The sequence below is a fragment of the Streptomyces sp. DSM 110735 genome, from assembly GCF_016482685.1.
Lineage (GTDB): Bacteria > Actinomycetota > Actinomycetes > Streptomycetales > Streptomycetaceae > Streptomyces.
Window position 1 is genome coordinate 1 of the sequence record NZ_JACYHF010000030.1, and the last position, 25,200, is coordinate 25,200.

Annotated in this window: 15 protein-coding genes; 10 read left to right on the forward strand and 5 right to left on the reverse strand. The window is 74.0% G+C overall.

Features of this window, described 5'->3' with window-relative positions:
• Nucleotides 1-931: 931 nt before the first annotated feature.
• Both IF655_RS29025 and IF655_RS29030 read right to left on the reverse strand, forming a co-directional pair.
• On the reverse strand, nucleotides 932-2,149 hold the full coding sequence (locus IF655_RS29025) for a serine/threonine-protein kinase (protein WP_199588125.1): 1,218 nt from the start codon (nucleotides 2,147-2,149) through the stop codon (nucleotides 932-934).
• A gap of 213 nt (nucleotides 2,150-2,362) precedes the next feature.
• Complete coding sequence (locus tag IF655_RS29030; RefSeq protein WP_199588126.1) at nucleotides 2,363-4,072, reverse strand: serine/threonine-protein kinase; 1,710 nt, start codon at nucleotides 4,070-4,072, stop codon at nucleotides 2,363-2,365.
• Between the two features lie 352 nt (nucleotides 4,073-4,424).
• Here IF655_RS29030 and IF655_RS29035 point away from each other — a divergent pair, with 352 nt between their 5' ends.
• From IF655_RS29035 to IF655_RS29065, 7 genes are all read left to right on the forward strand, one after another.
• Entirely contained in the window at nucleotides 4,425-7,697 is a 3,273-nt protein-coding gene (locus tag IF655_RS29035; protein ID WP_199588127.1) for an FtsK/SpoIIIE domain-containing protein, read from the forward strand.
• A 223-nt stretch (nucleotides 7,698-7,920) separates the two neighbouring features.
• On the forward strand, nucleotides 7,921-9,321 hold the full coding sequence (locus tag IF655_RS29040) for an ABC transporter substrate-binding protein (RefSeq protein ID WP_199588128.1): 1,401 nt from the start codon (nucleotides 7,921-7,923) through the stop codon (nucleotides 9,319-9,321).
• Nucleotides 9,322-9,369: 48 nt separating this feature from the next.
• Nucleotides 9,370-10,695, forward strand: coding sequence for a carbohydrate ABC transporter permease (locus tag IF655_RS29045; protein ID WP_199588173.1), 1,326 nt, complete (start codon nucleotides 9,370-9,372; stop codon nucleotides 10,693-10,695).
• Nucleotides 10,692-11,597 carry a carbohydrate ABC transporter permease gene (locus IF655_RS29050; protein ID WP_199588129.1) on the forward strand — a complete coding sequence of 302 codons (906 nt, stop codon included), beginning with the start codon at nucleotides 10,692-10,694 and terminating at the stop codon, nucleotides 11,595-11,597. Before IF655_RS29045 ends, IF655_RS29050 begins: the two co-directional genes overlap by 4 nt.
• Nucleotides 11,598-11,749: 152 nt before the next feature.
• Nucleotides 11,750-13,927, forward strand: coding sequence for a CDP-glycerol glycerophosphotransferase family protein (locus tag IF655_RS29055; RefSeq protein ID WP_199588130.1), 2,178 nt, complete (start codon nucleotides 11,750-11,752; stop codon nucleotides 13,925-13,927).
• Nucleotides 13,928-14,200: 273 nt separating this feature from the next.
• Nucleotides 14,201-16,402 carry a bifunctional glycosyltransferase/CDP-glycerol:glycerophosphate glycerophosphotransferase gene (locus tag IF655_RS29060; RefSeq protein ID WP_199588131.1) on the forward strand — a complete coding sequence of 734 codons (2,202 nt, stop codon included), beginning with the start codon at nucleotides 14,201-14,203 and terminating at the stop codon, nucleotides 16,400-16,402.
• A gap of 6 nt (nucleotides 16,403-16,408) precedes the next feature.
• Complete coding sequence (locus IF655_RS29065; RefSeq protein ID WP_199588132.1) at nucleotides 16,409-18,628, forward strand: bifunctional glycosyltransferase/CDP-glycerol:glycerophosphate glycerophosphotransferase; 2,220 nt, start codon at nucleotides 16,409-16,411, stop codon at nucleotides 18,626-18,628.
• Nucleotides 18,629-18,667: 39 nt separating this feature from the next.
• On the opposite strand, the gene IF655_RS29070 is transcribed toward IF655_RS29065, so the two are convergent.
• Nucleotides 18,668-19,081 carry an organic hydroperoxide resistance protein gene (locus IF655_RS29070; RefSeq protein WP_199588133.1) on the reverse strand — a complete coding sequence of 138 codons (414 nt, stop codon included), beginning with the start codon at nucleotides 19,079-19,081 and terminating at the stop codon, nucleotides 18,668-18,670.
• A gap of 119 nt (nucleotides 19,082-19,200) precedes the next feature.
• On the opposite strand from IF655_RS29070, the gene IF655_RS29075 reads away from it, so the two are divergent.
• Entirely contained in the window at nucleotides 19,201-19,731 is a 531-nt protein-coding gene (locus IF655_RS29075) for a MarR family winged helix-turn-helix transcriptional regulator (protein ID WP_199588134.1), read from the forward strand.
• Here IF655_RS29075 and IF655_RS29080 read toward each other — a convergent pair.
• On the reverse strand, nucleotides 19,673-21,313 hold the full coding sequence (locus IF655_RS29080) for a glycosyltransferase family 39 protein (RefSeq protein WP_307815099.1): 1,641 nt from the start codon (nucleotides 21,311-21,313) through the stop codon (nucleotides 19,673-19,675). The genes IF655_RS29075 and IF655_RS29080 overlap by 59 nt on opposite strands.
• Nucleotides 21,314-21,405: 92 nt before the next feature.
• On the opposite strand from IF655_RS29080, the gene IF655_RS29085 reads away from it, so the two are divergent.
• Together IF655_RS29085 and IF655_RS29090 are read left to right on the forward strand one after the other, a co-directional pair.
• On the forward strand, nucleotides 21,406-22,704 hold the full coding sequence (locus IF655_RS29085; RefSeq protein WP_199588135.1) for a glycosyltransferase family 87 protein: 1,299 nt from the start codon (nucleotides 21,406-21,408) through the stop codon (nucleotides 22,702-22,704).
• A gap of 35 nt (nucleotides 22,705-22,739) precedes the next feature.
• Nucleotides 22,740-24,356 carry a glycosyltransferase family 2 protein gene (locus tag IF655_RS29090; RefSeq protein WP_199588136.1) on the forward strand — a complete coding sequence of 539 codons (1,617 nt, stop codon included), beginning with the start codon at nucleotides 22,740-22,742 and terminating at the stop codon, nucleotides 24,354-24,356.
• A gap of 43 nt (nucleotides 24,357-24,399) precedes the next feature.
• Here IF655_RS29090 and IF655_RS29095 read toward each other — a convergent pair whose 3' ends face one another.
• A complete protein-coding gene (locus IF655_RS29095) occupies nucleotides 24,400-25,026 on the reverse strand; it encodes a TetR/AcrR family transcriptional regulator (RefSeq protein WP_199588137.1) in 627 nt (208 codons plus the stop codon).
• Between the last annotated feature and the right edge of the window lie 174 nt (nucleotides 25,027-25,200).

Below are 25,200 nucleotides of genomic sequence, written 5' to 3' on the forward strand. Positions count from 1 at the left end.
CCCGCCCGTCGAGACGACCCGGCCGTACCGGAGATCCCGCGGCCCTGAGCCGTCACCACCCACCCACCACGACGACCAGGTGCCGCCGAACACCCCGCGCCCCTGATCAATCGCCTCCCCACCCACCAAGACAACCCGGCGCCGCCAGACACCCCACCACGGCGAGCAGTCACCACCCCTCCCACCGGGACAGCCAGGCAGCGCCGAACGCCCCGCGCCCTTGAGCAATCGCCGCCCGCCCACCGAGACGACCCGACGGCAGCGGACGCCCCACGGCCCTGAGCCGTCGCCTCCCCCGCCCACCAAGGCGACCCGGGGTCACCGAACACCCCGCAACCTCGACCAGTCACCGCCCCGCCCGTCGAGACGACCCGGGGTCACCAGACATCTCGCCGCCGCGAGGTCACCACCCGACCCACCGAGACGACGGGCGCCGCCGAACACCCTCCAGCCTTGAGCCGCCACCTCCGCGCCCACCGAGGCACCCCGGCGGTACCGGACGCCCCATGGAGCAGTCACCACCTCGCCCACCAAGACGACCCGGGGTCACCGAACACCCCCCGCCCTTGAGCAATCACCCGCCTGCCCAACCGAGACAGCCCGGCGGCAGCGGACGCCCCCGGGCCCTGAGCAGCCGCCTCCCCGCTCACCAAGACGACCAGACGCCACCGAACACCCCGCAACCTCGACCAGTCACCGCCCCGCCCGTCGAGACGACCAGGGGTCACCGAACACCCCGCACCCCCGATCAATCGCCTCCCACCCACCAAGACGACCCGGCGCCGCCAGACACCCCACCACCGCGAGCGCCACCTCCCCGCCCTCACGGAGGCGACCGGCACTGTGAGGCGCCCTATGCCTTGGTGCCTCGCCTTGGTGCCAAGCGAGGCGGGTGGGTGGGTGGGCAAAGCGGGGGCGGACCCCAGGGGGGTCAGGGGGTTGATGTTGTCTCGGTGTTCTGGGGTGGCGTGTCGTCGGTGGAGGTGGACCAGATTCCGTAGCCGAGGGCGGCGACCAGGAGGGTGCCCGCGATTGTCAGGGTGAGTTTGCGGCGGCGGGCAGCCGCTCGGTGGCGGGCGGAGCCGGGGCGGGGGGAGCCGGAGGGGCGCGGGGCGCGAGCGGTTCCGTGGGCGCCGCCGGCGAGTTCGTCGGGGGCGGGGACGCGCATGGAGGTGTGGGTGTCGCGGTTGGAGTCGGGTCGAGAGCCGGGGACGAGGGAGACCGCGCCTCGGCGACGGACCGGGGAGGCGGCGGTGGGGAGCGGTTCCTCAGGGACCCCCTCCGCCTCCTCCGACTCCGGCTCGTCCACCTCCAGCGGGGGCAGCCCCGCCAGGGAGGGGAGCTGTTCGCGCAGGCGGGTGGCCAGTTCGGAGGCGCGGAGGCGGGACGCCGGGCCCTTGGCGAGGCACTGGACGATCAGTTGCCACAGTTCCTCGGGGATGCCGGGGAGCGGGACGACCGTCTCGGTGACATGGCGCCGCAGGACCGCACCGGGGTGTCCGCCACCGAAAGGAGTGAAACCCGCGAGGAGTTCGTAGAGCACGGTCGCCAGGGCGTAGATGTCGACGGCGGCGCGGGGCGGCAGCCCCTCGACGATCTCGGGTGCCAGATAGTCCGGCGTGCCGATGATCTTCGTGGCGCGGGTCCGCTTCGGGGTGTCGATGAGCTTGGCCACGCCGAAGTCGGTGAGCAGCGCGGGATGGGCGCCACCGGGTCCGAGGGGACCGCGCATGTCGAGGAGGATGTTCTCGGGCTTGACGTCGCGGTGGACGACACCCGCCGCGTGCGCGGCCGCGAGCCCGTCCGCCACGTCGGCGACGATCGCCACGGCCGCCTCGGGCGACAGGCGCCGTTCGCGCTCCAGACGGGTGCGCAGGTCCGTACCCCGGACGAGGTCCATGACCAGGGCGAGGTCGTTGCCGTCGACCACCAGGTCGCGCACGGTGACGATGTGCGGATGCTCAAGCCCGAGCAGTGCCGTGCGCTCCTGGACGAAGCGTCCGACCAGCTCCTGGTCCGACGCGAGGTCCTCGCGCAGCAACTTGATCGCGACGGGACCGTCCGGTCCCTCGCCCAGCCACACCGTCCCGGCGCTGCCCCGCCCCAGGATCTGGTTCGCGGTGTACCGGCTGCCGATCTTCCGTGCCAAGACTGCTCCTACAGACGCGCGTTGCCGCCGCCGCGGCATACCGGGACGCGGGGCACGCCGCGGCCCCGCCCCGGGCCCCCGGACGACACACGAGGACTCCAGAGCGACAAAACTACGCGTCCGACGGGCTCACCTTCACCGCGGAGCCGGAAATCACCCTCTGGATGTCGACAAGTCCCCAGAGTCGAGTGTCCGGAGTCACGTCCGGGCGGCTCAGTTGCCGCTGCCCGACGAACTGTCCGAGGAGCTGCCGAGGTTGCTCACCCAGTCGTAGGCGTTGCCCACCCAGTCGCTCAACTTGTGCCAATAGCCCTCGCCATTGCCGACCCACGTGTGCAACGGCGTCAGGTCCCAGATGAGCCAGCCCGCGACGAAGAGGATGACCAGCGTGAACAGGCAGCCCTTCAGGCAGCCCAGGCCGGGGATCTTCATGGGGTTGGCGCCGCGCTGTCGCGGTGCCCGGGGTTCGGCGGCGGGGCGCTGCGGAGCAGGCGGCGCGTAGCGCTGCTGGGGCTGCGGCGACGGGGCGTACTGCTGCGGCGGCGGGGCGTACTGCTGCGGCTGCGGCGTCTGGCGGCGCGGCTGCGGGCGCTGCTGCGGCTGCTGGACGGGGCGCGGCTGGTGCTGCGGGCGGGCGACCTGCCGCTGGGGGCGGCGGCGCAGCGGGTCCTCGTCGGGGTCGACGTACTGGATCTGGGTCTGCTCGTTGCGGTCCCGGGCGGCGCGCAACTGGGTCTGCCAGGGGTGCGGCTGGTCGGGCGGACCCTGCTGGTCCTGGCCGGGGTACTGGCCCGGCTGGTTCTGCGGCACCGGGGGCATGACCGCCGTCGGGTCGGCGGCGCCGGTGTGGGGCAGCGCGGTGGTGGGGTCGGCGGAGCCGGAGAAGCCGGTGTTCGGCAGGACGCTGGTGGCCGCGTTCGGGTCGTAGCCGCCGTACGGACCCTGGGCGGCGTTGGTCGGCAGCACCTGGGTCGGGTCGGCGGAGCCGGGCGCGCCGGGGACGGAGGCGGGTGCCGGGTCGGGGGCGAGCAGCGCGCCCACGCCCTCGGCGGCGGCGATCTGCGCGGGGTTGGCGTGCACCCCGACGCCCTCGGCGACGACGCGCAGCGCGCGGGCCAGGTTCTCGGCGCTGGGCCGCTCGGCGGGGTTCTTGCGCAGGCAGCGCTCTATGACCGTCCACAGCGGGTCCGGGACGGTGGAGGGGCGGCGCGGCTCGGCGCTCAGGTGCTGGTGGAGCACCTCAAGGGCGGTCGCGCCGGAGAACGGCGGGCGCCCGGTGAGCAGTTCGTAGAGCAGGATGCCCGCGCCGTAGATGTCGACGGCGGAGGTCTGCGGGCGCCCCTCGGCGGACTCGGGGGCGACGTACGCCGGGGTGCCGACGAACTCGTGGGTGCGGGTCAGTCCCGGGGAGTCGGCGAGGCGGGCGATGCCGAAGTCGGTCAGCATCGGGTGCATCTGCTGGTCGTACTGGCGCAGCAGCACGTTGGCGGGCTTGAGGTCGCGGTGGACCACCCCGTCGGCGTGGCTCGCGGCGAGCGCGTCGGCGACCTGCGCGGTGAGCAGAGCGGCGGCGACCGGGGAGAAGGGACCGTTCTCGCGCAGGTAGCGGTGCAGGTCGGGACCGTCCACCAGGTCCATGACGAGGGCGAGGAGGTCGCCCTCGACGACCAGGTCGCGGACCTGGACGATGTTGGGGTGGGTGAGCCGGAGCAGCACGGAACGCTCGCGCAGGAAGCGCATCACGATGTCCGGGTCGCTCGCCAGCTCCTCCTTGAGGACCTTGATGGCGACGGTCTCGCCGGGCGCGCCCGGCACAGCCGCCTCGGCGCCCGCGGTCTCCCTCTGCCGGGCACGCCAGACCGTGCCCGTGGCGCCGCGCCCGAGCGGCTCCTCAAGCAGGTATTTACTGCCGACTGGCCGCACGTCACGCGCTCCCTGCTGCTGGCTGGCTGCTTGCGCGCCGGTTCTCCCGGCGTTCCGACCCACTGTAGTGGGGCCCTCTGGGCAGTACGTGAGCGTTCCCGCCCATGTTCGGGGGAAAGACGCCCACCTCGGTCCTCCGGTTGCCCGGTCCTGGACGTGACCGATCTCAAGTGATCAACGAGGCGTTCCTGGTCAGGCACTTTTGGGGGCAGAGCTGACCAATCAAGATCACTTGGCGCCGGAGCGTGGGCGAGTGCCCGGCGACAGGTGCGAGGATGCCTCCAGTACTGGCCGAAGTGCCCGTGCGGGGGTGGGGGCGCCCGCGACGGGGCAGAAGGGACCGCTGACGGCGATGCAGATCCGGCTGACCGTCGTAGATCCGCTCGGCGCGTCCTCCCGGCGGGGCCGTGCCGCGAGCCGGGACGTGCTGGTCACGGCGCCCGTGGGCACCGACCTGGGCGCGGTCGCGCCCGCGCTGGCCGTGGCGGTCACCGGCGAGAGCGGCGCGGGCCGGGACGCGGGCGGCGCCCCGGTGGTGCTGTACGCGGGCGCGGAGCGCCTGGACACCCGCCGCCACACCCTGGGCGAGCCCCCGCTGGTCGACGGCGCCGTGCTCTCCCTGGGCGCCCCGGCGGCGACCGAGTCCGACCCCGAGCCGGACGGCGCGCCGACCCAGTTGCACGTGGTCGCGGGACCGGACGCGGGCGGGGTCCATCTGCTGCACGGCGGCCGGATAACGGTCGGCCGCTCCGCCGACGCCGATGTGCCCCTGGACGACCCGGACGTCTCCCGGCTGCACTGCGCGGTCACCGTCGCCGCCGACGGCCGGGTCTCGGTGACCGACCTCGGCTCCACCAACGGCACCACCCTGGACGGCACCCGGGTCACCGACCGTCCCCTGCGCTTCCCCGAGGGCGCCTTCCTGCGCCTGGGCGAGTCCGCGCTGCGCCTGACCCCGTCCGCGAGCACCGCCGCCCGGATACCGACGGTGCCGGACGGCGAGGGCTGCGTGCGCGTGCCGCTGGGCGCCGCGCGGGGGTCGAGCATCCCGGGCACGGGGTACGACGGCACGAACGCGCCCGCGTACGACGGCGCGGACACCGGCTACGGCACGGGCGGCGCCCCCCTCGCGGATGCCGCGCAGGACGCGCCCCACGGCCGCACCGAGCACGCCTACGGCGTCGCGCACCCGGTCGAACGGGAGCACCACCGCCCCGGACCGACCGTCCCGGAGCAGGCGGGCGCCCCGCGCATCGAGAGCCGCGACGAGGACCACCGCACCCACTACGCCACCGGCCCGCACGCCCCGGCGGCGTCCGGCACCCACGCCGGGCAGCACGGCGTCACGGAGCGGGCGGCGGACGAGGGACCGTACGACGCGCCGTACGACGACCCCTACGACGACGGTCCCACCCGCAAGAACACCCCGCTGCGCGGCACCGATCTGCCCCCGTCCGCCCGCCGCCGGGGCGGTATCGGCGCCTGGGCGCGCAAGCTGACCGGCGCACGCCCCGAGGAACAGCGGGCGGAGGAGGACGTGCGCGCCGTCCCCGACACGCTGGTCCAGGACACCCGGCGCCCCGAGACCTGGCCCGACCCCGCCGCGCTGCTGCTGACCGCGCTGGGTCCCGGACCCCGGCTGTGGGAGCGCGGTCCCGGGCACCCGGAGGCGCTGACCGTGCGGCTCGGCACGACCGACCGCCCCGCGCCGGACGGTGCCGGACGACTGCCCGCCGTACCGGTGACCGCCGCGCTGCGCGAGGCGGGCGCGCTGGGTCTCGCCGGACCGCGCCCCCGGCTCGCGGGACTCGCGCGCGCCGTGCTGGCGCAGCTCGCGGCGCTGCACTCGCCCGAGCTGCTGGAGATCGTGCTGATCAGCGCGGACCGCTCGCGCCCGCTGGAGGAGCGGCTCGCGGAGTGGGCGTGGCTGGGCTGGCTGCCGCACGTGCGTCCCGGTCATGGTCAGGACTGCCGGCTGCTGCTGGCGTACGACCGCGAGCAGGCGGCGGCGCGTACCGAGGAGCTGCTGCGCCGGGTGGAGGACCCGGCGGCGCCCGGACCCGTCGCGCACCCCGGTCCGTACACGGTGGTCGTGGTGGACGGCGACCCCGGCGGGGCGTCCCTGCGCGAGGCGGTGGCGCGGCTGGCCGTGACCGGTCCGCGCGCCGGGATCCATGTGGTGTGCCTGGCGGAGACGGCGGCGTGTTCGCCCGCCTCGCCGGTGGCGGGGACGTACGACGACGCGTGCGCGACGACGCCGACCTTCCGGCACTGCGGCGCGGTGGCGCTGCTCAGCGGGGACGTGGCGAGCGCGCTCAGGCTGATGCGGGTGGCGCCGGGCGGTCCGGTGGCGCCGGGCGCGGTGGCTGCCGTGGACGCGGTGTCGGCGGCGTGGGCGGAGCGGTTCGCGCGGGCGCTGGCGCCGCTGCGTCCGCAGGGTCCGGTGGGCGGTCCGCAGGCGCCGGTGGCCGTGCCGCTGCCCCGCTCCGCCCGGCTGCTGGACGAGCTGGGTCTGGCCCGCGCGACTCCCGCCTCGCTGATGGCGCGCTGGGCGGACGCGGCGGACGACACCGAGTCGCTGGGCGGGCGGGCGCGCGCGGTGCTCGGTGCCGGTCCGCACGGTCCGGTGACCGCCGACCTGGTGAGCGAGGGACCGCATCTGCTGATCGAGGGACCGCCCGGCAGCGGTCGTACCGAGCTGCTGCGGGCCGTGGTGGCGTCGCTGGCCGCCGCCGAACGCCCCGACCGGCTCGGGCTTGTGCTGATCGACGGGCGGGACGGCGTGGGCACCGGGGCGGGGCTCGGCGACGGGCTGCGGGTGTGCACCGACATCCCGCATGTGACGACCCATCTGCTGGCCAACGACCCCGTGCGGATGCGGGAGTTCGCGCAGTCGCTGAGCGCGGAGCTGAAGCGGCGCGCCGAGCTGGTGGGGACGGCGGACTTCGCGCACTGGCACGCGGGGCGCGCGGTGTCGGACCGGATGGTCGCGCAGCGCGCCCACGGCGGGCGCACCGGTGACCTGGAGTCGCCGCCGAGCACCACGCTGCGGCTGCGACCCGGCGCGGCGGCGCGGCAGCGGACCGAGGCGGCGCCCGCGCTGCCCCGGCTCGTGGTGGTCGTGGACGACCTGGACGCGCTGGTCTCCCCCGCGCTCGGCTCGCCGGGGCGCCCCGCCGCCGGTTCGGTGCTGCGCGCCCTGGAGGCGGTCGCCCGTGACGGCGAGCGGCTCGGCGTGCACCTGGTGGCGGCGACCGGCACCGACGGGCGTACGGCGCAGACGGAGCCGGTCCGCAGGGCTGCCCTGCGGGCGGTCCTCGACGCGCCGCCCTCCGAGCGCGGCGGGGACACCGGCGGGGAACCGGCGCCGGGGCGCGGCAGGCTGGCGTACCGGGACGGACGCGCGACCGGTTTCCAGGGCGGCCGGGTGACGGGACGCATCCCGCGCACCGCGACCCAGCGGCCGACCGTGCTGCCGCTGGAGTGGCAACGGATGGGCGATCCGCCCGCCCGCCGCCCGGTGCGCGAGCTGGGCAACGGTCCGACCGACCTCGCGCTCCTGGCGAGCGCGGTGGAGCGGGCGGCGCGGCAGGTCTCGGCGGAACAGGTGCCCTCGCTCCTCTAGCCCGCCCCGACTGGTCCGGTCCCGTGGTCCGCCCCCACTGGTGTGCCCTCGCGCGCATACCTCCACCGTCACGAGCCGGTCACGATGCGCGGCCGTACGGCGCACGCGCTCTTGCCGCTGCCGTACGGCCCGGCGTACACCGGAGCCCACGGGACCGTGTGCACGCGTGCACCGCGCGCGACGGCGGTCCGGCGTTCAACGGAGAACGACGAACGGGGAAGTGATGCGCCGCACGAGCGACACCAGCCGGACGAACCGGACCACGAACCGGGCCGCGAAGAGGATTCCCGCCGCGCTCGCCGCGCTGCTCGCGGGAGCCCTGGCGCTCACCGCCTGCTCCGGCGACGGCGGTGACAAGGACAAGGGGGAGAAGAGCGGCGGGTCCACCGGCTCCACCGTGACCCTGCCGAAGCTGGACGGCGCGCACCTGGAGGTCGCCGCCGTCTGGACCGGCACCGAGCAGAAGAACTTCAAGAAGGTCCTCGCGGAGTTCGAGAAGCGCACGGGCGCGAAGGTGACGTTCGTGCCCGCGCAGGACCCGATCATCAACTTCCTCGGCTCGAAGATCGCGGGCGGTCAGCCCCCGGACGTGGCGCTGCTGCCGCAGCCGGGCGCGATCAGGCAGGCGGTGGAGAAGAAGTGGGCCAAGCCGCTCGGTCCCGAGGCGCTGAAGGAGCTGTCGAAGAACTACTCCCAGGGCTGGCAGGACATCGGCAAGGTCGACGGCAAGAGCTACGGCGTCTACTACAAGGCAGCCAACAAGTCGCTGATCTGGTACAACGCGGCGGTCTTCGACAACGCGGGCGCGAAGGTCCCGAAGACCTGGCCGGAGCTGCTGACCAGCGCGCGGGCGGTCTACGACTCCGGGGTGACCCCGTTCTCGGTGGGCGGCGCGGACGGCTGGACGCTGACGGACTGGTTCGAGAACGTCTATCTCTCCCAGTCGGGTCCGGAGAAGTACGACCAGCTCGCCCAGCACAAGATCAAGTGGACCGACCCCTCGGTGAAGAAGGCGCTCACCACGCTCGCCGAGGTCTGGGGCAAGAAGGACTACGTGGCGGGCGGCGCGGACGGCGCGCTCCAGACGGAGTTCCCGGCGTCGGTGACGCAGACCTTCAGCGGCGGCGACCAGCCGAAGGCCGCGATGGTCTACGAGGGCGACTTCGCGCAGGTCAACATCGGTGAGACCAAGGCGAAGGTGGGCACGGACGCCAAGGTGTTCCCCTTCCCGGCGGTGGGCTCGACCGCGCCGGTGGTCTCCGGCGGCGACGCGGCGGTGATCCTGAAGGACTCCAAGGCGGCGCAGGCGCTGGCCACCTTCCTCGCCTCCCCGGACGCGGCGACCATCCAGGCGAAGCTCGGCGGCTATCTCTCCCCGAACAAGAACGTGCCGGACTCGGCATACCCGAACCAGGTGCAGCGCACCATCGCCAAGGCGCTGATCGCGTCCGGGGACGACTTCCGGTTCGACATGTCCGACCAGGCACCGCAGGCGTTCGGCGGCACTCCGGGCAAGGGCGAGTGGAAGGACCTCCAGGACTTCCTGAAGAACCCCAAGGACGTGGCGGGCACCCAGCGGCAACTGGAGAAGGACGCGGCGGCGGCGTACGGGAACGGGAGCTGACCGGTGACGACACCGGAAGCGGCGGCGGGAGCCCCGCCGGGCCCGGCCGTGTCCAAGGACAGGAGCAGCGGTCCGCGCAAGGGGCGCCGGAGCGTCACCGGCACCCGCAGAAGCGTCGCCGCCCTCTTCCTGCTCCCCGCGCTGGTGCTGCTCGGCGCGCTCGTGGTCTACCCCATCGGGTACTCGCTGGTCCGCAGCTTCTACGACGCCTCCGGCGACCACGCGGCGGGGTTCGACAACTACAAGGCGATCTTCACGGACGACGGCATCCGCACCGCCCTGAAGAACAACATCATCTGGGTGGTGTTCGCGCCCGCCGTTTCCACCGCGCTCGGTCTGGTCTTCGCGGTGCTGACCGAAAGGGTGCGCTGGGGAACGGCGTTCAAGCTGGTCGTCTTCATGCCGATGGCGATCTCGATGCTGGCCGCCGGGATCATCTTCCGCCTGGTGTACGACCAGGACCCGGACAAGGGGGTCGCCAACGCGGTCTGGGTGGGGGTGCACGACACCTTCGCGCAGTCCTCGGCGTTCCCGAAGGCGCACCCGGGGCGCGAGTCGCCGCTGGTCGCGCAGGGCGGCGGGTTCGTGACGAAGGACCCGGTGCGCGCGGGCACCCCGGTCTCCCTGCCGCTCGTCGGGGTCGCCCCGGACCAACTGCCGGACGACGTCAAGCGAGCCGTCGCCGCCCGCCCGGAGCCCGGTCGGGTCACCGGCACGACCTGGCAGGACTTCACCCGGGGCAAGGGCGTCGGGAAGCTCGGCGCGCCCGACCCCTCGGAGGTGGGGTACGCCGGGATGCGGATCGAGGCGGTGAAGGACGGCCGCGTGGTGGCGTCCACCAAGGCGGCAGCCGACGGCACCTTCAGCCTCCCCGCCGCCGCCGACGGAGCCCAACTAAGGCTTCCAGCAGGCAACTTCAAGGAGGCGTACAACGGCGTCGACTGGCTGGGACCGGCTCTCGTCACCCCGGCGATCATCGGCTCGTACGTGTGGATGTGGGCGGGCTTCGCGATGGTGCTCATCGCCGCCGGGCTCGCCGGTGTCCCGCGCGAACTCCTCGAAGCCGCCCGGGTGGACGGGGCGAGCGAGTGGCAGGTGTTCCGCAAGGTCACCGTGCCGCTCCTCGCACCGGTCCTGGCGGTGGTCACGGTCACGCTGATGATCAACGTGCTCAAGGTGTTCGACCTCGTCTACATCATCGCGCCGGGCTCGTCCCAGGACGACGCGAACGTGCTGGCCCTGGAGCTGTACCGCAAGGGCTTCGCGGAGGGGCAGCCGGGCATCGCGAGCGCCATCGCGGTGTTCCTGCTGCTCCTGGTGATCCCGGTGATGCTGTTCAACATCCGGCGGCTGCGGCGGGAGGAGCGGCGATGACGACGAGTGCCGAAAGCGTCCGGAAGTCCGCGGCGCCGGTCGCGGCGGCGCGGACCCCGCTCGGGGAGCGGCTCACCGCGCGGCTGGGCGGCTCTCTGGTGCGGGCGTTCCTGCTGGTGGTGGGCCTGTTCTGGCTGGTGCCGACCATCGGGCTGCTCATCTCCTCGCTGCGCTCGCCGGAGGACATGAGCGCGAGCGGCTGGTGGCAGGTGTTCGCCGAGCCCTCCCAGCTCACCGTGGACAGTTACCGCAGGCTGCTGGAGAACGGCGACATCACGCACTCGCTGGTCAACACCGTGCTGATCACGGTCCCGGCGACCGTCCTGGTGGTGCTGATCGGCTCACTCGCCGGGTACGCGTTCGCGTGGATGGAGTTCCCGGGGCGGGACTGGTGGTTCCTCGCCGTGGTGAGCCTGCTGGTGGTGCCGGTGCAGGTGGCGCTGATCCCGATCGCCGAACTCTTCGGCAAGATCGGTCTGTTCGGGTCGATCCTCGGGGTGATCCTGTTCCACGTCGGCTTCGGGCTGCCGTTCGCGGTGTTCCTGCTGCGGAACTTCTTCGCGGAGATCCCGCGCGAACTCCTGGAGGCGGCGCGGCTCGACGGTGCGGGTGAACTCCGGCTGTTCGCCCGGGTGGTGCTGCCGCTCGGGGGTCCGGCGATCGCGAGCCTCGGCATCTTCCAGTTCCTGTGGGTGTGGAACGACATGCTGGTGGCGCTGGTGTTCACCAAGTCCGGCTCGCAGCCGATCACGGTCGCCCTGCAGACGCAGGTACGGCAGTTCGGCAACAACATCGACGTGCTCGCGCCCGGCGCGTTCCTGTCGATGGTGATCCCGCTGGCCGTGTTCTTCGCGTTCCAGCGGCAGTTCGTGTCCGGCGTGATGGCGGGCGCGGTCAAGTAGCCGCGAGCAGAACGTTTTTGCGGAGCGGGGGCGGTCCGGTGCGGACCGCCCCCGTGACATGTCCCCCGTATGCCGTAGGGACCGTAACCAAGTCACCCGGACGGCCGTTGCCGCGGGCAGAAGGCCCGCGCCGAGCGACCCATGGATGTCCCTTGCCCAGGTTCAGCGTCATCGTCCCCGCGTACGAGGTCCAGGCGTATCTCTCCGAGTGCCTGGACTCGGTGCTCTCGCAGTCGTACGCCGATCTCGAACTGATCGCCGTGGACGACGGATCGCCGGACGCGTGCGGCACGATCATCGACGAGTACGCGGGGCGCGACGCCCGGGTGCGCCCCCTGCACCTCACCGCCAACCAGGGGCTGGGACCCGCCCGCAACGCGGGGATGGCGGGGGCGACCGGCGACTATCTGCTCTTCCTGGACGGCGACGACACCCTCACCCCGCACACCCTGCGCGCGGTCGCGGACCGGATCAGCCAGACCGGCGACCCGGACGTGCTGGTCTTCGACTACGCGCGCACCTACGGCGACGGGCGCGAGGTCCGCAACCGGGAGGCGGCGCGGCTGGCCGAGCGCGGTCCTGCCCCCTTCCGCCTGGTGGAGCGCCCCGGGCTGCTGCGGGTGCTGATGGTGGCGTGGAACAAGGCGTACCGGCGGGACTTCGTGGAGCACGGCGAGCTGGTCTTCCCGCCGGGCTACTACGAGGACACCCCCTGGACCTTCCCGGTGCTGATGTCGGCGGACACCATCGCCACCCTTGACCGGGTGTGCGTGCACTACCGCCAGCGCCACACCGGCTCCATCCTGCGCACCACCAGCGACCGGCACTTCGACGTCCTCGACCAGTACGAGCGGGTCTTCGCCTACGTCGACACCCGTCCCGAACTGGACTGCTGGCGACCTGAGTTGTTCAACAAGATGGTCGAGCACTACGCGACCGTCTTCAGCCGCCCCGACCGGCTGCCGCGCCGCAGCCGTCCCCGCTTCCTGCGCCGCGCCCGCGCCCACTACCGCCGCTACCGGGTACCGGCTCCCCGCCCCTCCCGGCGCGCCCGGGTGCGGCACGCGCTGGTCCGCTTCGGGCTGCACCGCACCTACCGCACCCTGCTGCTGGTCTCGGCGGTGCGCCGCCGCACCCGCGCCTGCGCCGCCGACCGGGTGCGGGCGCTGCGGGCCGCCGCGCTGCGGCTGCACTACCGGGTCCAGTTGCGGCTGCCGCTGCGCGAGGACGACGCGGTGTTCGCCGACTCCGGCGGCACGGGCGGCGACCCGGCGGCGCTCGCGGAGGCGCTGCACCGGCACGCCCCGCACATCCGCACCGCGTGGATCGCGCACCCGGGGCAGTCCTGTCCCGGCGGAACGCGACCGCTGCGCCCCGGCTCCGCCGCCTGCTGGAGCGCGCTGGCCCGCTCCAAGTACCTGATCAGCAACGGGGTGTTCGCGCCCGGCGTCCGCAAACGCCCCGGGCAGGTCTTCCTCCAGACCGGCGACACCGCCCCCTGGACGGCTCCCCCCGGCACCGGACCCGCGTCCGAGACCCGCCGCCCGCACACCCCGGCGCCCTGGGACTACGCCCTCTCCCCCGGCCCGCACACCGCCCCGCCCGCCGAGCGGACGCAGCCGGACCCCTGCACGACCCTGGTGTACGGGCGCCCGCGCAACGACGTGCTCCAGCGGGCGACTCCGGCCGACGTGACCCGGCTGCGCACCGCGCTCGGCATCCCCGAGGGCACGGTCGCGATCCTCTACGCCCCCGCCCGCCGGGACCATCCGTTCACCCGGCGTCCCGTCCTCGACCTGGAGCGGCTGGCCCGCGAGCTGGGTCCGCGCTTCGTCGTGCTGGTCCGCGCCGGTCGGGCACCGGTGCTCTGGCGCCGCGAGATCCCGGGCGTGCTCGACGTCTCCGCGCATCCGAGCGCGGCCGAGCTGTGCCTGGCGTCGGACGCGCTGCTCACCGACGGCGCGCCGCTGATGTTCGACTACGCGGGTCTGGACCGCCCGATCGTCGTGCACGCCGGGGACGGCTTCCCCGACGCCCCCGGCGAGGTCGCGCGGGGCGAGGACGAGGTGATCGGTCTGTTCGTCTCCGGCCGCTGGCGCGACCCCGGCGCGGCAGGACCCCGGGCGGCGTTCCGGGAGCGGTTCTGTCCGCTGGACGACGGGCGCGCCGCGGAGCGGATCGTGCGGCACGTGATGCTCGGCCGGGCGGACGGGCTGCCCGAGGTGATCCCGGTCGTGGACCGGCGCCCGGTGCCCTCCGCCGCCGCGCGCGCCCTCGCGCCACCGGTGACGGTGCCGGAACCCTCCGGTCCCGTCACCGACGGCCGCTGAACACCGTTGGATCTTCCGGGAGTTCCGATGCCCCGCTCCACGACCCGGCCCACCCCGAGCCGACCGTCCACCTGGCGCCCCGCAGGACGCCCCGGCCGCGCCCACCGCCCGACGGACCGCGCCCGCAGGACGCCAGCCCGCAGCCGCAGGACGACAAGCCGCCGCCCGAGGACGACAGCCCGCAGCCGGGGGACGACTGGCCGCCCCCCACCGGCCGACCGCCCGCCTCCACCAGGCGACCGGCCGCGTCCGCAAGACGACAGAGAGAACAGAATGCCCCGCTTCAGCATCATCGTCCCCTCGCACGGGGTCCCGGGCCGGCTGTCCCAGGCCCTGGACTCGGTCCTCGCCCAGTCCTTCGACGACCTGGAGCTGATCCCGGTCTGCGACGACGCCGAGTCCCCCGCCGCCCACGTCGCGGCCGAGTACGCCCGGCGCGATCCCCGGGTGCGCCCGGTGTACTCGCCGCCGTCCGCGGGGCTGAGCGGCGCCCGCAACACCGGGACGCGGGCGGCGACCGGGGCGTACGTGCTGTTCCTGGACGGCGACGACCTGCTGCTGCCCGGCGCGCTCGCGGCGGCGGACGCCCGGCTGACGGAGACCGCCGGGGTGGACGTGCTGCACGGCGAGTACGAGCGCGTGCCCTGGTGGGAGGGCGATCCTGCGAACCCGGCCGCCCCGCTGCTGGCCAAGGCGCCGAAGGGTGCCTACGACCCCGCGATGGTGGCAGAGCCGTTCGGTACGCGGCTGCCCGCCTGGAGCGCGGTGTACCGGCGCGCCTTCCTCACCGAGCACGAACTCGCCTTCCCCGAGGGTCACTTCACCGATCTCGGCTGGGCCGGGCTGGTGGCGGTGGCCGCGCGCCGGGCGGCCGTGCTGCGCCGTCCGCTCGTGCGGCACCGGGCGCGCCGCCAGGGCAGCAGGCTGAACCTGCCGGGCGCGCACCAGCACACCCTGCTGGACCAGGTGGAGCTGGTGCTGACCCGCGCCGCCGGGGCGGGGCTGCCCGCCGCGCGGGTGCGGGCGCTCTTCGACCAGCTCTTCACCGAGGTCCTGAAGACGGCTTCCCGCCCGCACCGGCTCCCCTCAGGACACCGCAGGTTCTTCCGCCGGGCCGCCCGCCTCTACCGCCGTCACCGCCCCGCCGGGCACCGCTTCCCCGAGGGCAGCCTCGGAGTGCAGCACCGGCTGCTCGCGGCGGGCGCGTACAGCGCGTTCCGGGCGCTGCGCGGCGCCAACCGCGCCGCCGCCGGAGTCCTCGCCCGGCTGCCCCGCCCCCGTATGGCGCGCACCCGGCTGCGCTATGCCCGCGCCCTGCGCCGCCCGCTGGACCCCAACCTGGCGGTGTACTGCGCTTATTGGGGCCGGGGCTACGCCTGCAACCCGGCGGCGATCCACGCCAAGGCGCGTGAACTCGCCCCGCACATCAGGTCGGTGTTCCTGGTGGAGGCGGGGCAGGAGCACACGCTGCCCAACGGTGTCGAGCACGCGGTGATCGGCTCGCACCGTTCCTGGGAGCTGCTGGCCCGCGCCAAGTACCTGGTGAACAACGCCAACTTCGCCGAGGGAGTCGTCAAGCGCCCCGGCAGCGTCCACCTCCAGACCCAGCACGGCACCCCGCTGAAGACGATGGGCGTGGACCAGTCGACGTACCCGGTGGTGGCGTCGCGCTCGGGGAGCTTCACCAAGCTGCTCGGGCGGGTGGACCGCTGGGACTTCAACCTGTCGTCCAACGCGCACTCCACCCAGATGTGGGAGCGCGCCTTCCCGGGCTCCTACGAGCAGTTGGAGTACGGCTATCCGCGCAACGACGTGTACTGCACGGCGACTTCGCAGGACGTGGCCCGCGTCCGCCGTGAGCTGGGCGTGCCCGAGGGCAGTACCGCCGTGCTGTACGCGCCGACCCACCGCGACTGGTCCGACGGCTTCGAAACCGGTCTGGATCTGGAGGAGTTCTGCCGCGCGGCGGGTGACGAGGTGGTGGTGCTGCTGCGCGCCCACTACTTCTACGACCGCGGCACCGCCCGGAGTTCGGACCGGATCATCGACGTGACCGCGCACCGCTCGGCGGAGGACGTGTGCCTGGCGGCGGACGCGCTGATCACGGACTACTCCTCGATCATGTTCGACTACGCCAACCTGGACCGTCCGGTCGTGATCTACGCCGACGACTGGGAGGTCTACCGCGAGACCCGGGGCGTCTACTTCGACCTGATGTCCGCCCCGCCGGGCCCGGTCGCCCGGACCCCGCAGGAACTGGCCCGGATCTTCCGCGAGGGCGAGTACGCGGGACCGGAGTCCCGGGAGCTGCGGGCTCGGTTCCGGGAGCGGTTCTGCCAGTTCGACGACGGGCGCGCCGCCGAGCGTGTCGTACGCCGGGTGCTGCTCGAAGAGCCGCCGGAGGCGCTTCCCCCGGTGATCCCGCTCGCGGAGCGTGTTCCCGCCCCCGCCGCCGCGACCCTCGTGAGGAGCTGACCCGCCGTGCCCCGCTTCAGTGTGATCGTGCCCTGCTTCAAGGTGCAGGGCTTCCTGCGCGAGTGTCTGGACTCGGTGCTCGGCCAGTCGTACGCCGACCTCGAAGTCATCGCCGTGGACGACCGCTCGCCGGACGGCTGCGGCGCGATCCTGGACGAGTACGCCGCCCGCGACCCGCGCGTCACGGTGCTGCACCTGCCGGAGAACGTGGGTCTGGGCCGCGCCCGCAACGCCGGGATGCCGCACGCCACCGGCGACTACCTCCTCTTCCTGGACAGCGACGACACGCTGACCCCGGGCGCACTCAAGGCGGTCGCGAACCGGCTGGACGAGACCGCGGACCCGGACGTGCTGGTCTTCGACTACGCGCGCACCTACTGGTGGGGCGGCACCCGGCGCAACGTCCTCGCCCATGTGCTGGCGGAGTCCGGACCCGGCACCTTCACGGCGGCAACGCGCCCGGAGATCCTCGACCTGCTGATGGTGGTGTGGAACAAGGTCTACCGGCGCGACTTCGTGACCGAGCACGGCTTCGCCTTCCCGCCCGGCTACTACGAGGACACCCCCTGGACCTTCCCGGTGCTGCTGAGCGCCGGGCGGATCGCCGCCCTGGACCGGATCTGCGTGAACTACCGGCAGCGCAGGCAGGGCAACATCCTGTCCACCACGAGCCGCAAGCACTTCGACGTCCACGACCAGTACGAGCGGGTCTTCGCGTTCGTGGCGGCGCATCCGGAGCTGTGGGTGTGGCGCCCGTATCTGCACCGCAAGATGGGCGAGCACTGCCTGGACATCCTGTCCAAGCCGGACCGGCTGCCGCCCGCCGACAAGGCGGAGTTCTTCCACCGCACCGCCGAGCTGTTCCGCGCGCACCGCCCCGAGGGCGCCGAGGTGACGGGCGAGACCGCGGTGCTGACCGGCGGCTACCGGGCGTATCTGCTGCGCCGTCAGGCGGTGCGGGCGGCACGGGAGGCGCGGCGGCGGGCGGGTCGGGTGCGCGGCGCGGCGGCCGTACGGTCCCGGCGCACCTGGACGGCGCTGCACGCGCGGCGCCCGCTCGACCCCGACCTGGTGGTGTACTCGGCGTCCTCGCACCGGGGGATGCTGGGCGACCCGGCGGCGGTGTACCGCGCGGCGGAGGTGATCGCGCCCCGGTTGCGCGGGGTGTGGGTGGTCCGGGACGAGGAGACGGCGGCGGGGCTGCCGGAGGGCACCGAGTACGCCGTCGTCGGCTCCCGGCGCTACGGCGAGGTCACCGCGCGCGCGACGTTCTTCGTCAACGACGTCAACTGGCCCGGCGATCTGGCCAAGCGGGACGGCGCCGTGCACATCCACACCCACCAGTGCACCCCGCTGAAGCTCCTGGGCGCCGATCTGCTGGACCGCCCGGGCGCCCGGCTCGGCTTCGACGTGCCGAGGATGCTGCGCCGCGCCGACCGCTGGGACCACAGCCTGGTCGCGAGCCGGTACGCGGAGCTGGTGTGGGAGCGCGCCTACCCCTGCCACTTCGCCTCGGCGCGCACCGGCAGCCCGCGCAACGACGTGCTGGTGCGCTCGGGCGCGCTGCGCGGCGCGGACTTCCGGCTGCGGCACGGCATTCCCGAGGACCACACGGTGGTGCTGTACGCCCCGACCCGGCGCGACTACCAGCGCAGTGGTCACGTGGACCGCCTGGACCTGGCGCGGTTCGCGGCCGGTCTGGGCGCGGGGCACACCCTGGTGGTCCGGCTGCATCCGACGCTCGCCGCCGGTCCGGCGCGCGGAATGGGGCTCGCGGAGCTGGCCCGGCGCGGGGTCGTGGTGGACGCAACCGACGAGCCGGACGCGGCGGAGGTGCTGCTCGCGGCGGACGCGCTGGTGACGGACTACTCGTCGATCATGTTCGACTACGCCAACCTGGACCGCCCGATCGTGCTGTTCGCGGACGACCTGGCCACGTTCGCCGCGAGCCGGGGCACCTACTTCGACGTCACGGCGGAGCCGCCGGGGCATGTGGCGTACACGGAACACGACTTGGTCCGGCTGTTCGCGTCCGGCTCGTGGCGGGACGCGGACGCGGCGGCGCTGCGGGGCGCCTTCCGGGCGCGGTTCTGTGCGTACGAGGACGGCAGGGCCGCCGAGCGCGTGGTGCGCACGCTGCTGCTCGGCGAGCCCATGCCGGATGCCCCGGCGGCGCGTGTCCCCCGTCCGGCGATGGGCGACGGGGTGCTCACGCCGTCGTCCTGAGACCGGAGGTCAGCGGAGTTCACCGGAGTGCACCGAGGTTCACTCGACGACGAGGTCGACCTCGATGTTGCCGCGGGTGGCGTTGGAGTACGGGCAGACCTGGTGGGCGGTCTCGACCAGCTTGCGTCCGGTCGCGGCGTCCACGGTGTCGGGCAGCTCGACGCGCAGCGTCACCTTCAGGCCGAAGCCCTCGCCCTGCTTGCCGATGCCGACCTCGGCGGTGACGGCGGCGTCGCTGACGTCCACCTTGGCCTGCTTGCCGACCAGCCCGAGCGCGCTGCCGAAGCAGGCGGCGTACCCGGCGGCGAAGAGCTGCTCGGGGTTGGTGCCCTGGCCGTTGCCGCCCAGTTCCGCCGGCGCGGCCAGGGCGAGGTCGAGCCGGCCGTCGGAGGAGACGGCGCGGCCCTCGCGGCCGTGGGTGGCAGTGGCGACGGCGGTGTAGAGCGCGTCCATGGGGACCATCCCTCTCAGGAGTCGGGTGCGGCGGCGGTCCGCCGCCCTCACGGTTTCGAGTAGAGCACGCAATTAAATTGTGCGCAACCGAATGACGTCTGCCCGGCTATCCTGGTCCCATGACCGCCTCGCCCACCCCGCCCGCAGGCAACGCGCCGAGCGCCGACACCGCCCCGCCCGCCGCCGAGGCGGACTGGCTCCGGCTCGACCGGCAGATCTGCTTCTCCCTGCACGCCGCGTCCCGCGCGTTCAACGGCGTCTACCGGGTCCTGCTGAAGGACCTCGGGCTCACCTACCCGCAGTACCTCGTGATGCTCGTGCTGTGGGAGCGCGGGGATCTGCCGGTCAAGGCGCTCGGGGAGCATCTGCGGCTCGACTCGGGCACGCTGTCCCCGCTGGTCAAACGGCTGGAGTCGGCCGGTCTGGTCCGCCGGGAGCGCAGCGCGCTGGACGAGCGCTCGGTGCGGGTGCGGCTCACCGGGGAGGGCGCGGCGCTGCGCGAGCGGGCGCTGGAGGTGCCCCGCCGGATCGCGGTCGCGACCGGTGCCGACCCGGCGGAGATCGGCGAGCTGCGCGACCGCCTCGACCGTCTCACCTCGGCACTGGACGCGGCGGTAAGGGACCTGGAGGCGTCCCCGGAGCCCCGCTGACCCCGGTCCGCCGCACGTACAGCCGCACGCTCGCGTCCGGACTCAGCGACTCCTCGACGGGCGTGAACTCCGTGGCCAGCAGCGCCATCTTGGCCCGCTCGGCGGCTCCGGCCGGGCTCCAGCGCCCCTCCATCAGATCCCGGTCGGCCACGACCCACACCCGGTCCAGCCGCGCCAGCCGCGCCCGCAGCAGCGCCGGGTCCGCCTCCTGTCCGTACAGCGTGCCGGAGGCGGCGACCGGCGACATCAGCGCCACGTCCCGTACGCCCCGGAAGGCGTCCGGGTAGGCGAGGGCGGCGTTGCGGGCCTGCGCGGGCAGGAACAGCACCGGCTGTCCGGGGCGCACCGCGTGCTCGGCGACCCGGGCGACGGCGCCGAGGTCGTCGGGGCGGTTCGCCGGGTCGCGGTCGGCGCGCAGCAGCGGAAGCTGGCAGGAGTAGCCGAGCGCGACGAGGGCGACGCCGAACGCGGCGACGAGGGAGGACCGCCACCGTCCGCCGCCCGTGGGCAGCGCCCGCCGCGCGAGCCGGACCACCGTGTCCGCCCCCGCCGCCACCAGCAGCGGCGCCCCCGACAGGGCGTAGAGCACATACCGGTCGACGTACAGCGGGGACAGTTGCGAGGCCAGCATCAGGGCGGCGGGCGGCACCACGGTCAGGGGCAGGCACAGGCGCGCGAGGGTGAGCCGTCCGCGCGGTGCGGTCAGTCCCCCGAGACCGAGCAGGGCGAGCGGCAGGCAGGTCCAGTAGAGCGGGTCGCTCTCGCCGAGGAAGGCCCGCAGCAGACCCTGGGCGGTGTGCCAGGTCGGCGGTCCGAGCCACGCCAACTGGGCCGACTGGGCGTGCGAGACCAGCGCCATCGGCAGCAGCGCGAGGACGACCGCGCCCGCCGCGCGCCCCCAGCCCCGCCAGACCCGTCTCTCCGCGCGGGCCAGCGCCAGCGAGACCCCGTGGGCGAGCAGGAGCAGGACCGCGAACTCGTGCAGCCAGCAGGTGAGTCCGAGCAGCAGACCGTAGGAGCGCCAGGAGCCGGTGCCGACCGCGCGGGTCAGGAGCAGGGTGGCGCCGGTGGCACCGGCGGCGACGAGGGCGTAGGAGCGACCCTCCTGCGCGTAGTGCCCGGCCATCGGCGTGATGGCGTACAGCAGTCCGGCCCACAGCCCGACGCGCGGACCCGCGAGGCGGGCGCCGAGCGCGCCGACCAGGGCGGCGGTCACCGTCGCCGCGCACACCGAGGGCAGCCGCAGCAGGACCTCGTCGGGGCGGACGGCGAGGACGGCGTGCATGAGCAGGTAGTAGAGCCCGTGCACGGCGTCCACGCTGTGCAGCAGCCGCCAGATGTCGGGCACCCCGCGCCGCGCGACCTGGAGGGTGACGGCTTCGTCGCGCCACATCCCGCCCCGGTCCACGCCCCACAGCCCGAGCGCGAGCATCACCGCCGCGGGCACGAGCGCGGCGGCGGTCCGCGCGCCGCGCCCCGGCGTCCGGACGACCGCGCGCCGCGCCAACCGCACCGGTGCGGCAGCCGCTGATCCAGCCGCGTCGAGCGGCTGCGGTTCCACAAGAGGCCCGACGTTCACCACGGCCCGATCTTTTGCGATGAGACAACCTTTTATGACCATTGACGGCGTATCGGCGCGGATACACCATCCACCCGGATTACGCTCCCCCCTCGATGAAGCGCCTTGGTGTCACCCCCGGACCGTTCCTCGCCCTCACCGCCGCCTGGCTCGCCACCCGCGCCCTGATGCTGTGGCTGCTGGCCCACTCCGCCGCGCCCCTGCTGGGCGGGGGCTCGGTGACGCGGGAGGTGTCGCGGCTGTACTTCCACTGGTACGGCGTGCTGTCCAACGGCGCGTTCCCCACCCAGGACACGATGTGGCAGTACCCGCCGGGCGCCGGAGCGGTGCTGCTGGCCCCCGGCGCGCTGCCCGGACTCGACTATCTCCAGGGGTTCGTGACCCTCACCCTCGCCACGGACGCGCTGATCACCGCGCTGCTGGTCGCCGCCGCCCGCCGCCCGGGGCGGAGTCTGAAGGGCGCCGCCCTGTGGACCGGCGGCGTACCGCTGCTCCTGCACATCCCGCTCTGCCGCTACGACGTGCAGGTCACCGCGCTCGCCGTGCTCTGCCTGCTGACCCTGAACCGGTCCCCGCGCCTGGGCGGGGTGTTCGGGGCGCTGGGCGCGCTGGTGAAGGTGTGGCCCGCGCTCGCGCTGCTCGGTGTGCCGAGGGGACGGGCGACCCGGACGGCGTGGGTCTGGTCGGTGGGCGCCGGATGCGCTGCCCTCGCGCTGCTGGCGGTGTTCTTCAGCGACCCGCTCTCCTTCCTGGGCGAGCAGAGCGGGCGGGGTGTGCAGATCGAGTCGCTCGGCGGCACCCTGCTGAACCTGGCCCGGCACGCGGGCTGGCCAGGGCGGGTCCGCTACCAGTACGGCGCGACGGAACTGGTCGGACCCGGGGTGCGCGCCGTCGCCGGTGTCTCGCTGGCGCTCACGGCGAGCGCGTTCGCCCTGCTGCTGCTGTGGCGGTGGAAAGCCCGGCGCTGGAACCCGGCGACGCCCTACGACACCGCGCTCGCGGCGGTGCTGCTGTTCACCGTGACCAGCCGGGTGATCAGCCCGCAGTACCTGGTCTGGCTGCTCGGTCTCGCCGCCGTCTGCCTGACCTCCCGGCACACCTCCCAGCGCCCGGTGGCGGTGCTGGTCCTCGCGGCGAGCGCGCTCAGCAGCCTGGTCTTCCCGGTGTTCTACGGTGAGGTGACCGGCGGAAGCTGGGCCGGCGGTCTGCTGGCGCTGGCCCGCGTCGGGCTGCTGGTCGCCGCGGCGGCGCTGTCCTTCGTCCGGCTGTGGCGCTCCACGCGCCCGGCACCGGGACCGTCCGTGCCGCCGCCCGCCCCCGCGACGGCACCGTCCGCGACGGAACCGCGAGCCGATTCCGACCGTCTTCCGGAACGACCACTGAGTATCTCTTAACAGGGTATTACTGAATATTCCTACGCTCCCGGCTCATGGACCTCATGCTTCCAGCACCGCAGGACCCGCATCCCGCGCCCCGGGTCGCCGTCGTCGTCATCGGGTACGACGACGCCGCCCATGTGGCCGACGCCGTGCGTTCGGCGCTCCGTCAGGGACCCGCCGTCGGTGAGGTGATCGCCGTGGACGACTGCTCCACGGACGGCAGCGCCGAGCTGCTGGAGCGGCTGGCCGGGCACGACCCCCGGCTGCGTGTCGTACACCGGAGCGAGAACAGCGGCGGCTGCGGCACCCCGCGCAACACCGGGATCGACGCGGTGACGCTGCCGTACGTGATGTTCCTGGACAGCGACGACGTGCTCCCCGCGGGTGCGGTGGACACGCTGCTGCGGGCGGCGGTCGCGGCGGACGCCGAGGTGACGTCCGGGCTGTGCGTGCGCCGGGAGCTGCCCTCGGGGCGCGAACAGCCCTGGCAGCCGACGCTCTACGCGGCGCCCGCCGTCTTCGCGCGCCCCTCCGAGCGCCCCCGGCTGGTGGACGACACGCTGTGCGTCAACAAGCTGTATCTGACCTCGTTCCTGCGCGAGCACGGCATCCGCTTCCCCGAAGGGCGGTTCCTCTACGAGGACTTCGTCTTCACCGCGCGGGTGCTGGCCGCCGCGCCGCGCGTCGCGCTCGTCCCGGACCGGGTCTACACATGGAACGTGCGCCGCTCCGCCGACCGGCTCTCGCTCTCCCTGGACCGTGACGGCATCGACAACTGGCGCTCCCGCACCCGCGCCTGCGCCCTGGCGCACGAGATCCTGCTGAGCGCGGGCCAGAAGGTGCTGGCGCGAGCCGCCCGGGTGAAGTTCCTCGACCACGAACTGCGGATGTACGTCCGCGAGTTGCACCTGCGCAGTCCGGAGTACCGGCGCGCCTGGTGGGAGCACACGCGGGAGTTCCTCGGGCACTACGACGCCGCCGACTGGGAGCCGAACCCCGCGGCGCCGGGCCGCCTGATCGGCCGAGTGATCATGGAGTGCCCGGAGCCCGCCGACCTGCCCCGCCTCCGGGAGCTGGCGGCGCGTCCGGCGCGCCTGCTGCCGCCGTACGTCCGCGCCGCCGACGGCACGCCCATCTGGTCGGCCGCGCTGCCGCAGGTGAACCTGGCTTCGCTGCTGACCCGTCCGGCGAGCGGACTCCCCGTCGCGGTGGACGCCGAACTCCTGGTCCGCACGCGCACGTCCCGGCTGCGGCTGCGCCTGCACGAGCTGTACGGCAGGGTCGCCGCGGCGGAGCCGCTCGCGGTGACCGTGGAGTGGCGCTTCCGCCCGACGGGCCGCGTCGCACGGCGCGCCACGGTCCCCTTCGCGCCCACGGCACCCGAGCTGTGGACCGCCGAGACCCCGGTGGACCTGACCGCGCTGGGCGCGGGCGTCTGGGACCTCTGCCTCACCCTGCACTTCAAGGACGGCACCAGCCGCGAGGCGACCGCCCACGCCCGCAGCTCCCCGCACCTGCGCCGCCGCGCCCTGCCCAACCCGCACCATCTGCTGCTGCTCGCCCACCCCTACGCCACCCACTCCGGCGCCCTGGCGCTGCGCGTGGCCACGGGTCCGCTGGGGGCGGCGCGGGTCGCCAAGGGCAGGCTCCAGCGCCTACTGCGCTGACCGCGCGCGCCGCGCCCCGCCCCCGGAGCACCGCGCCGCGCCCTCAGAGCGCCTTGAGCGCCCCGGCCGTGGCGCGGGCCAGGCTCGCCAGATAGCCCTTGGGCAGCTTCGGCGTGCGGATGACCACAGCGCGCCAGTACAGCGGACCGGAGATCAGGTCCAGGACCAGGTCCGGGTCGATGCCCGGAGCGACCTCGCCGCGCTCCTGCGCCGCCGCGAGGATCCGGCTGGCGACGCTCTCCTGGCTGTCCCGCAGCGCCTTCTGGAAGGCGTCGGCCATCTCGGGCGTCCGCGCCGCCTCCGCCTGGAGGTCGGGGATGATCTGCGAGACCACGGGGTGGCGCAGCGCGCGCGAGGTGACCTCGTACAGCAGCCGCAGGTCGCCCTCCAGGGAGCCGGTGTCCGGGACCGGCAGGCCGAGGACGGCCATCGCGGAGACCACGTCGAGCACCAGGTGCAGCTTGGAGCGCCAGCGCCGGTAGACGGCCGTCTTGCCGACTCCGGCCCGCCGGGCGATGCCCTCGATGGACATGCGGGCGTACCCGACGGCCGCCAGCTCCTCGAAGACGGCGGCGCGGATGGCCTCGGTCACGTCCTCCCGGAGCACGGCGGCCCCGGCCGGAGCCCGGCGGCGCGGGCGCGCCGGGGGTTCGTCGGCGTTGGTGGTCATGCGTCCAGCATAGGGCGTGACGACGAAACGGTTGCGTTGCGACGTCGCTTGGGCCTACTCTCGCGTTGCGACGATACGGTCCCGTTCCGACGTAAGAGAACGTGAAGAGAAGCGTAGGGAAACGCCGGGCGACGACCACGCCCCGGCGCGGGCCGGGCGAGCGCACCCCCCTCC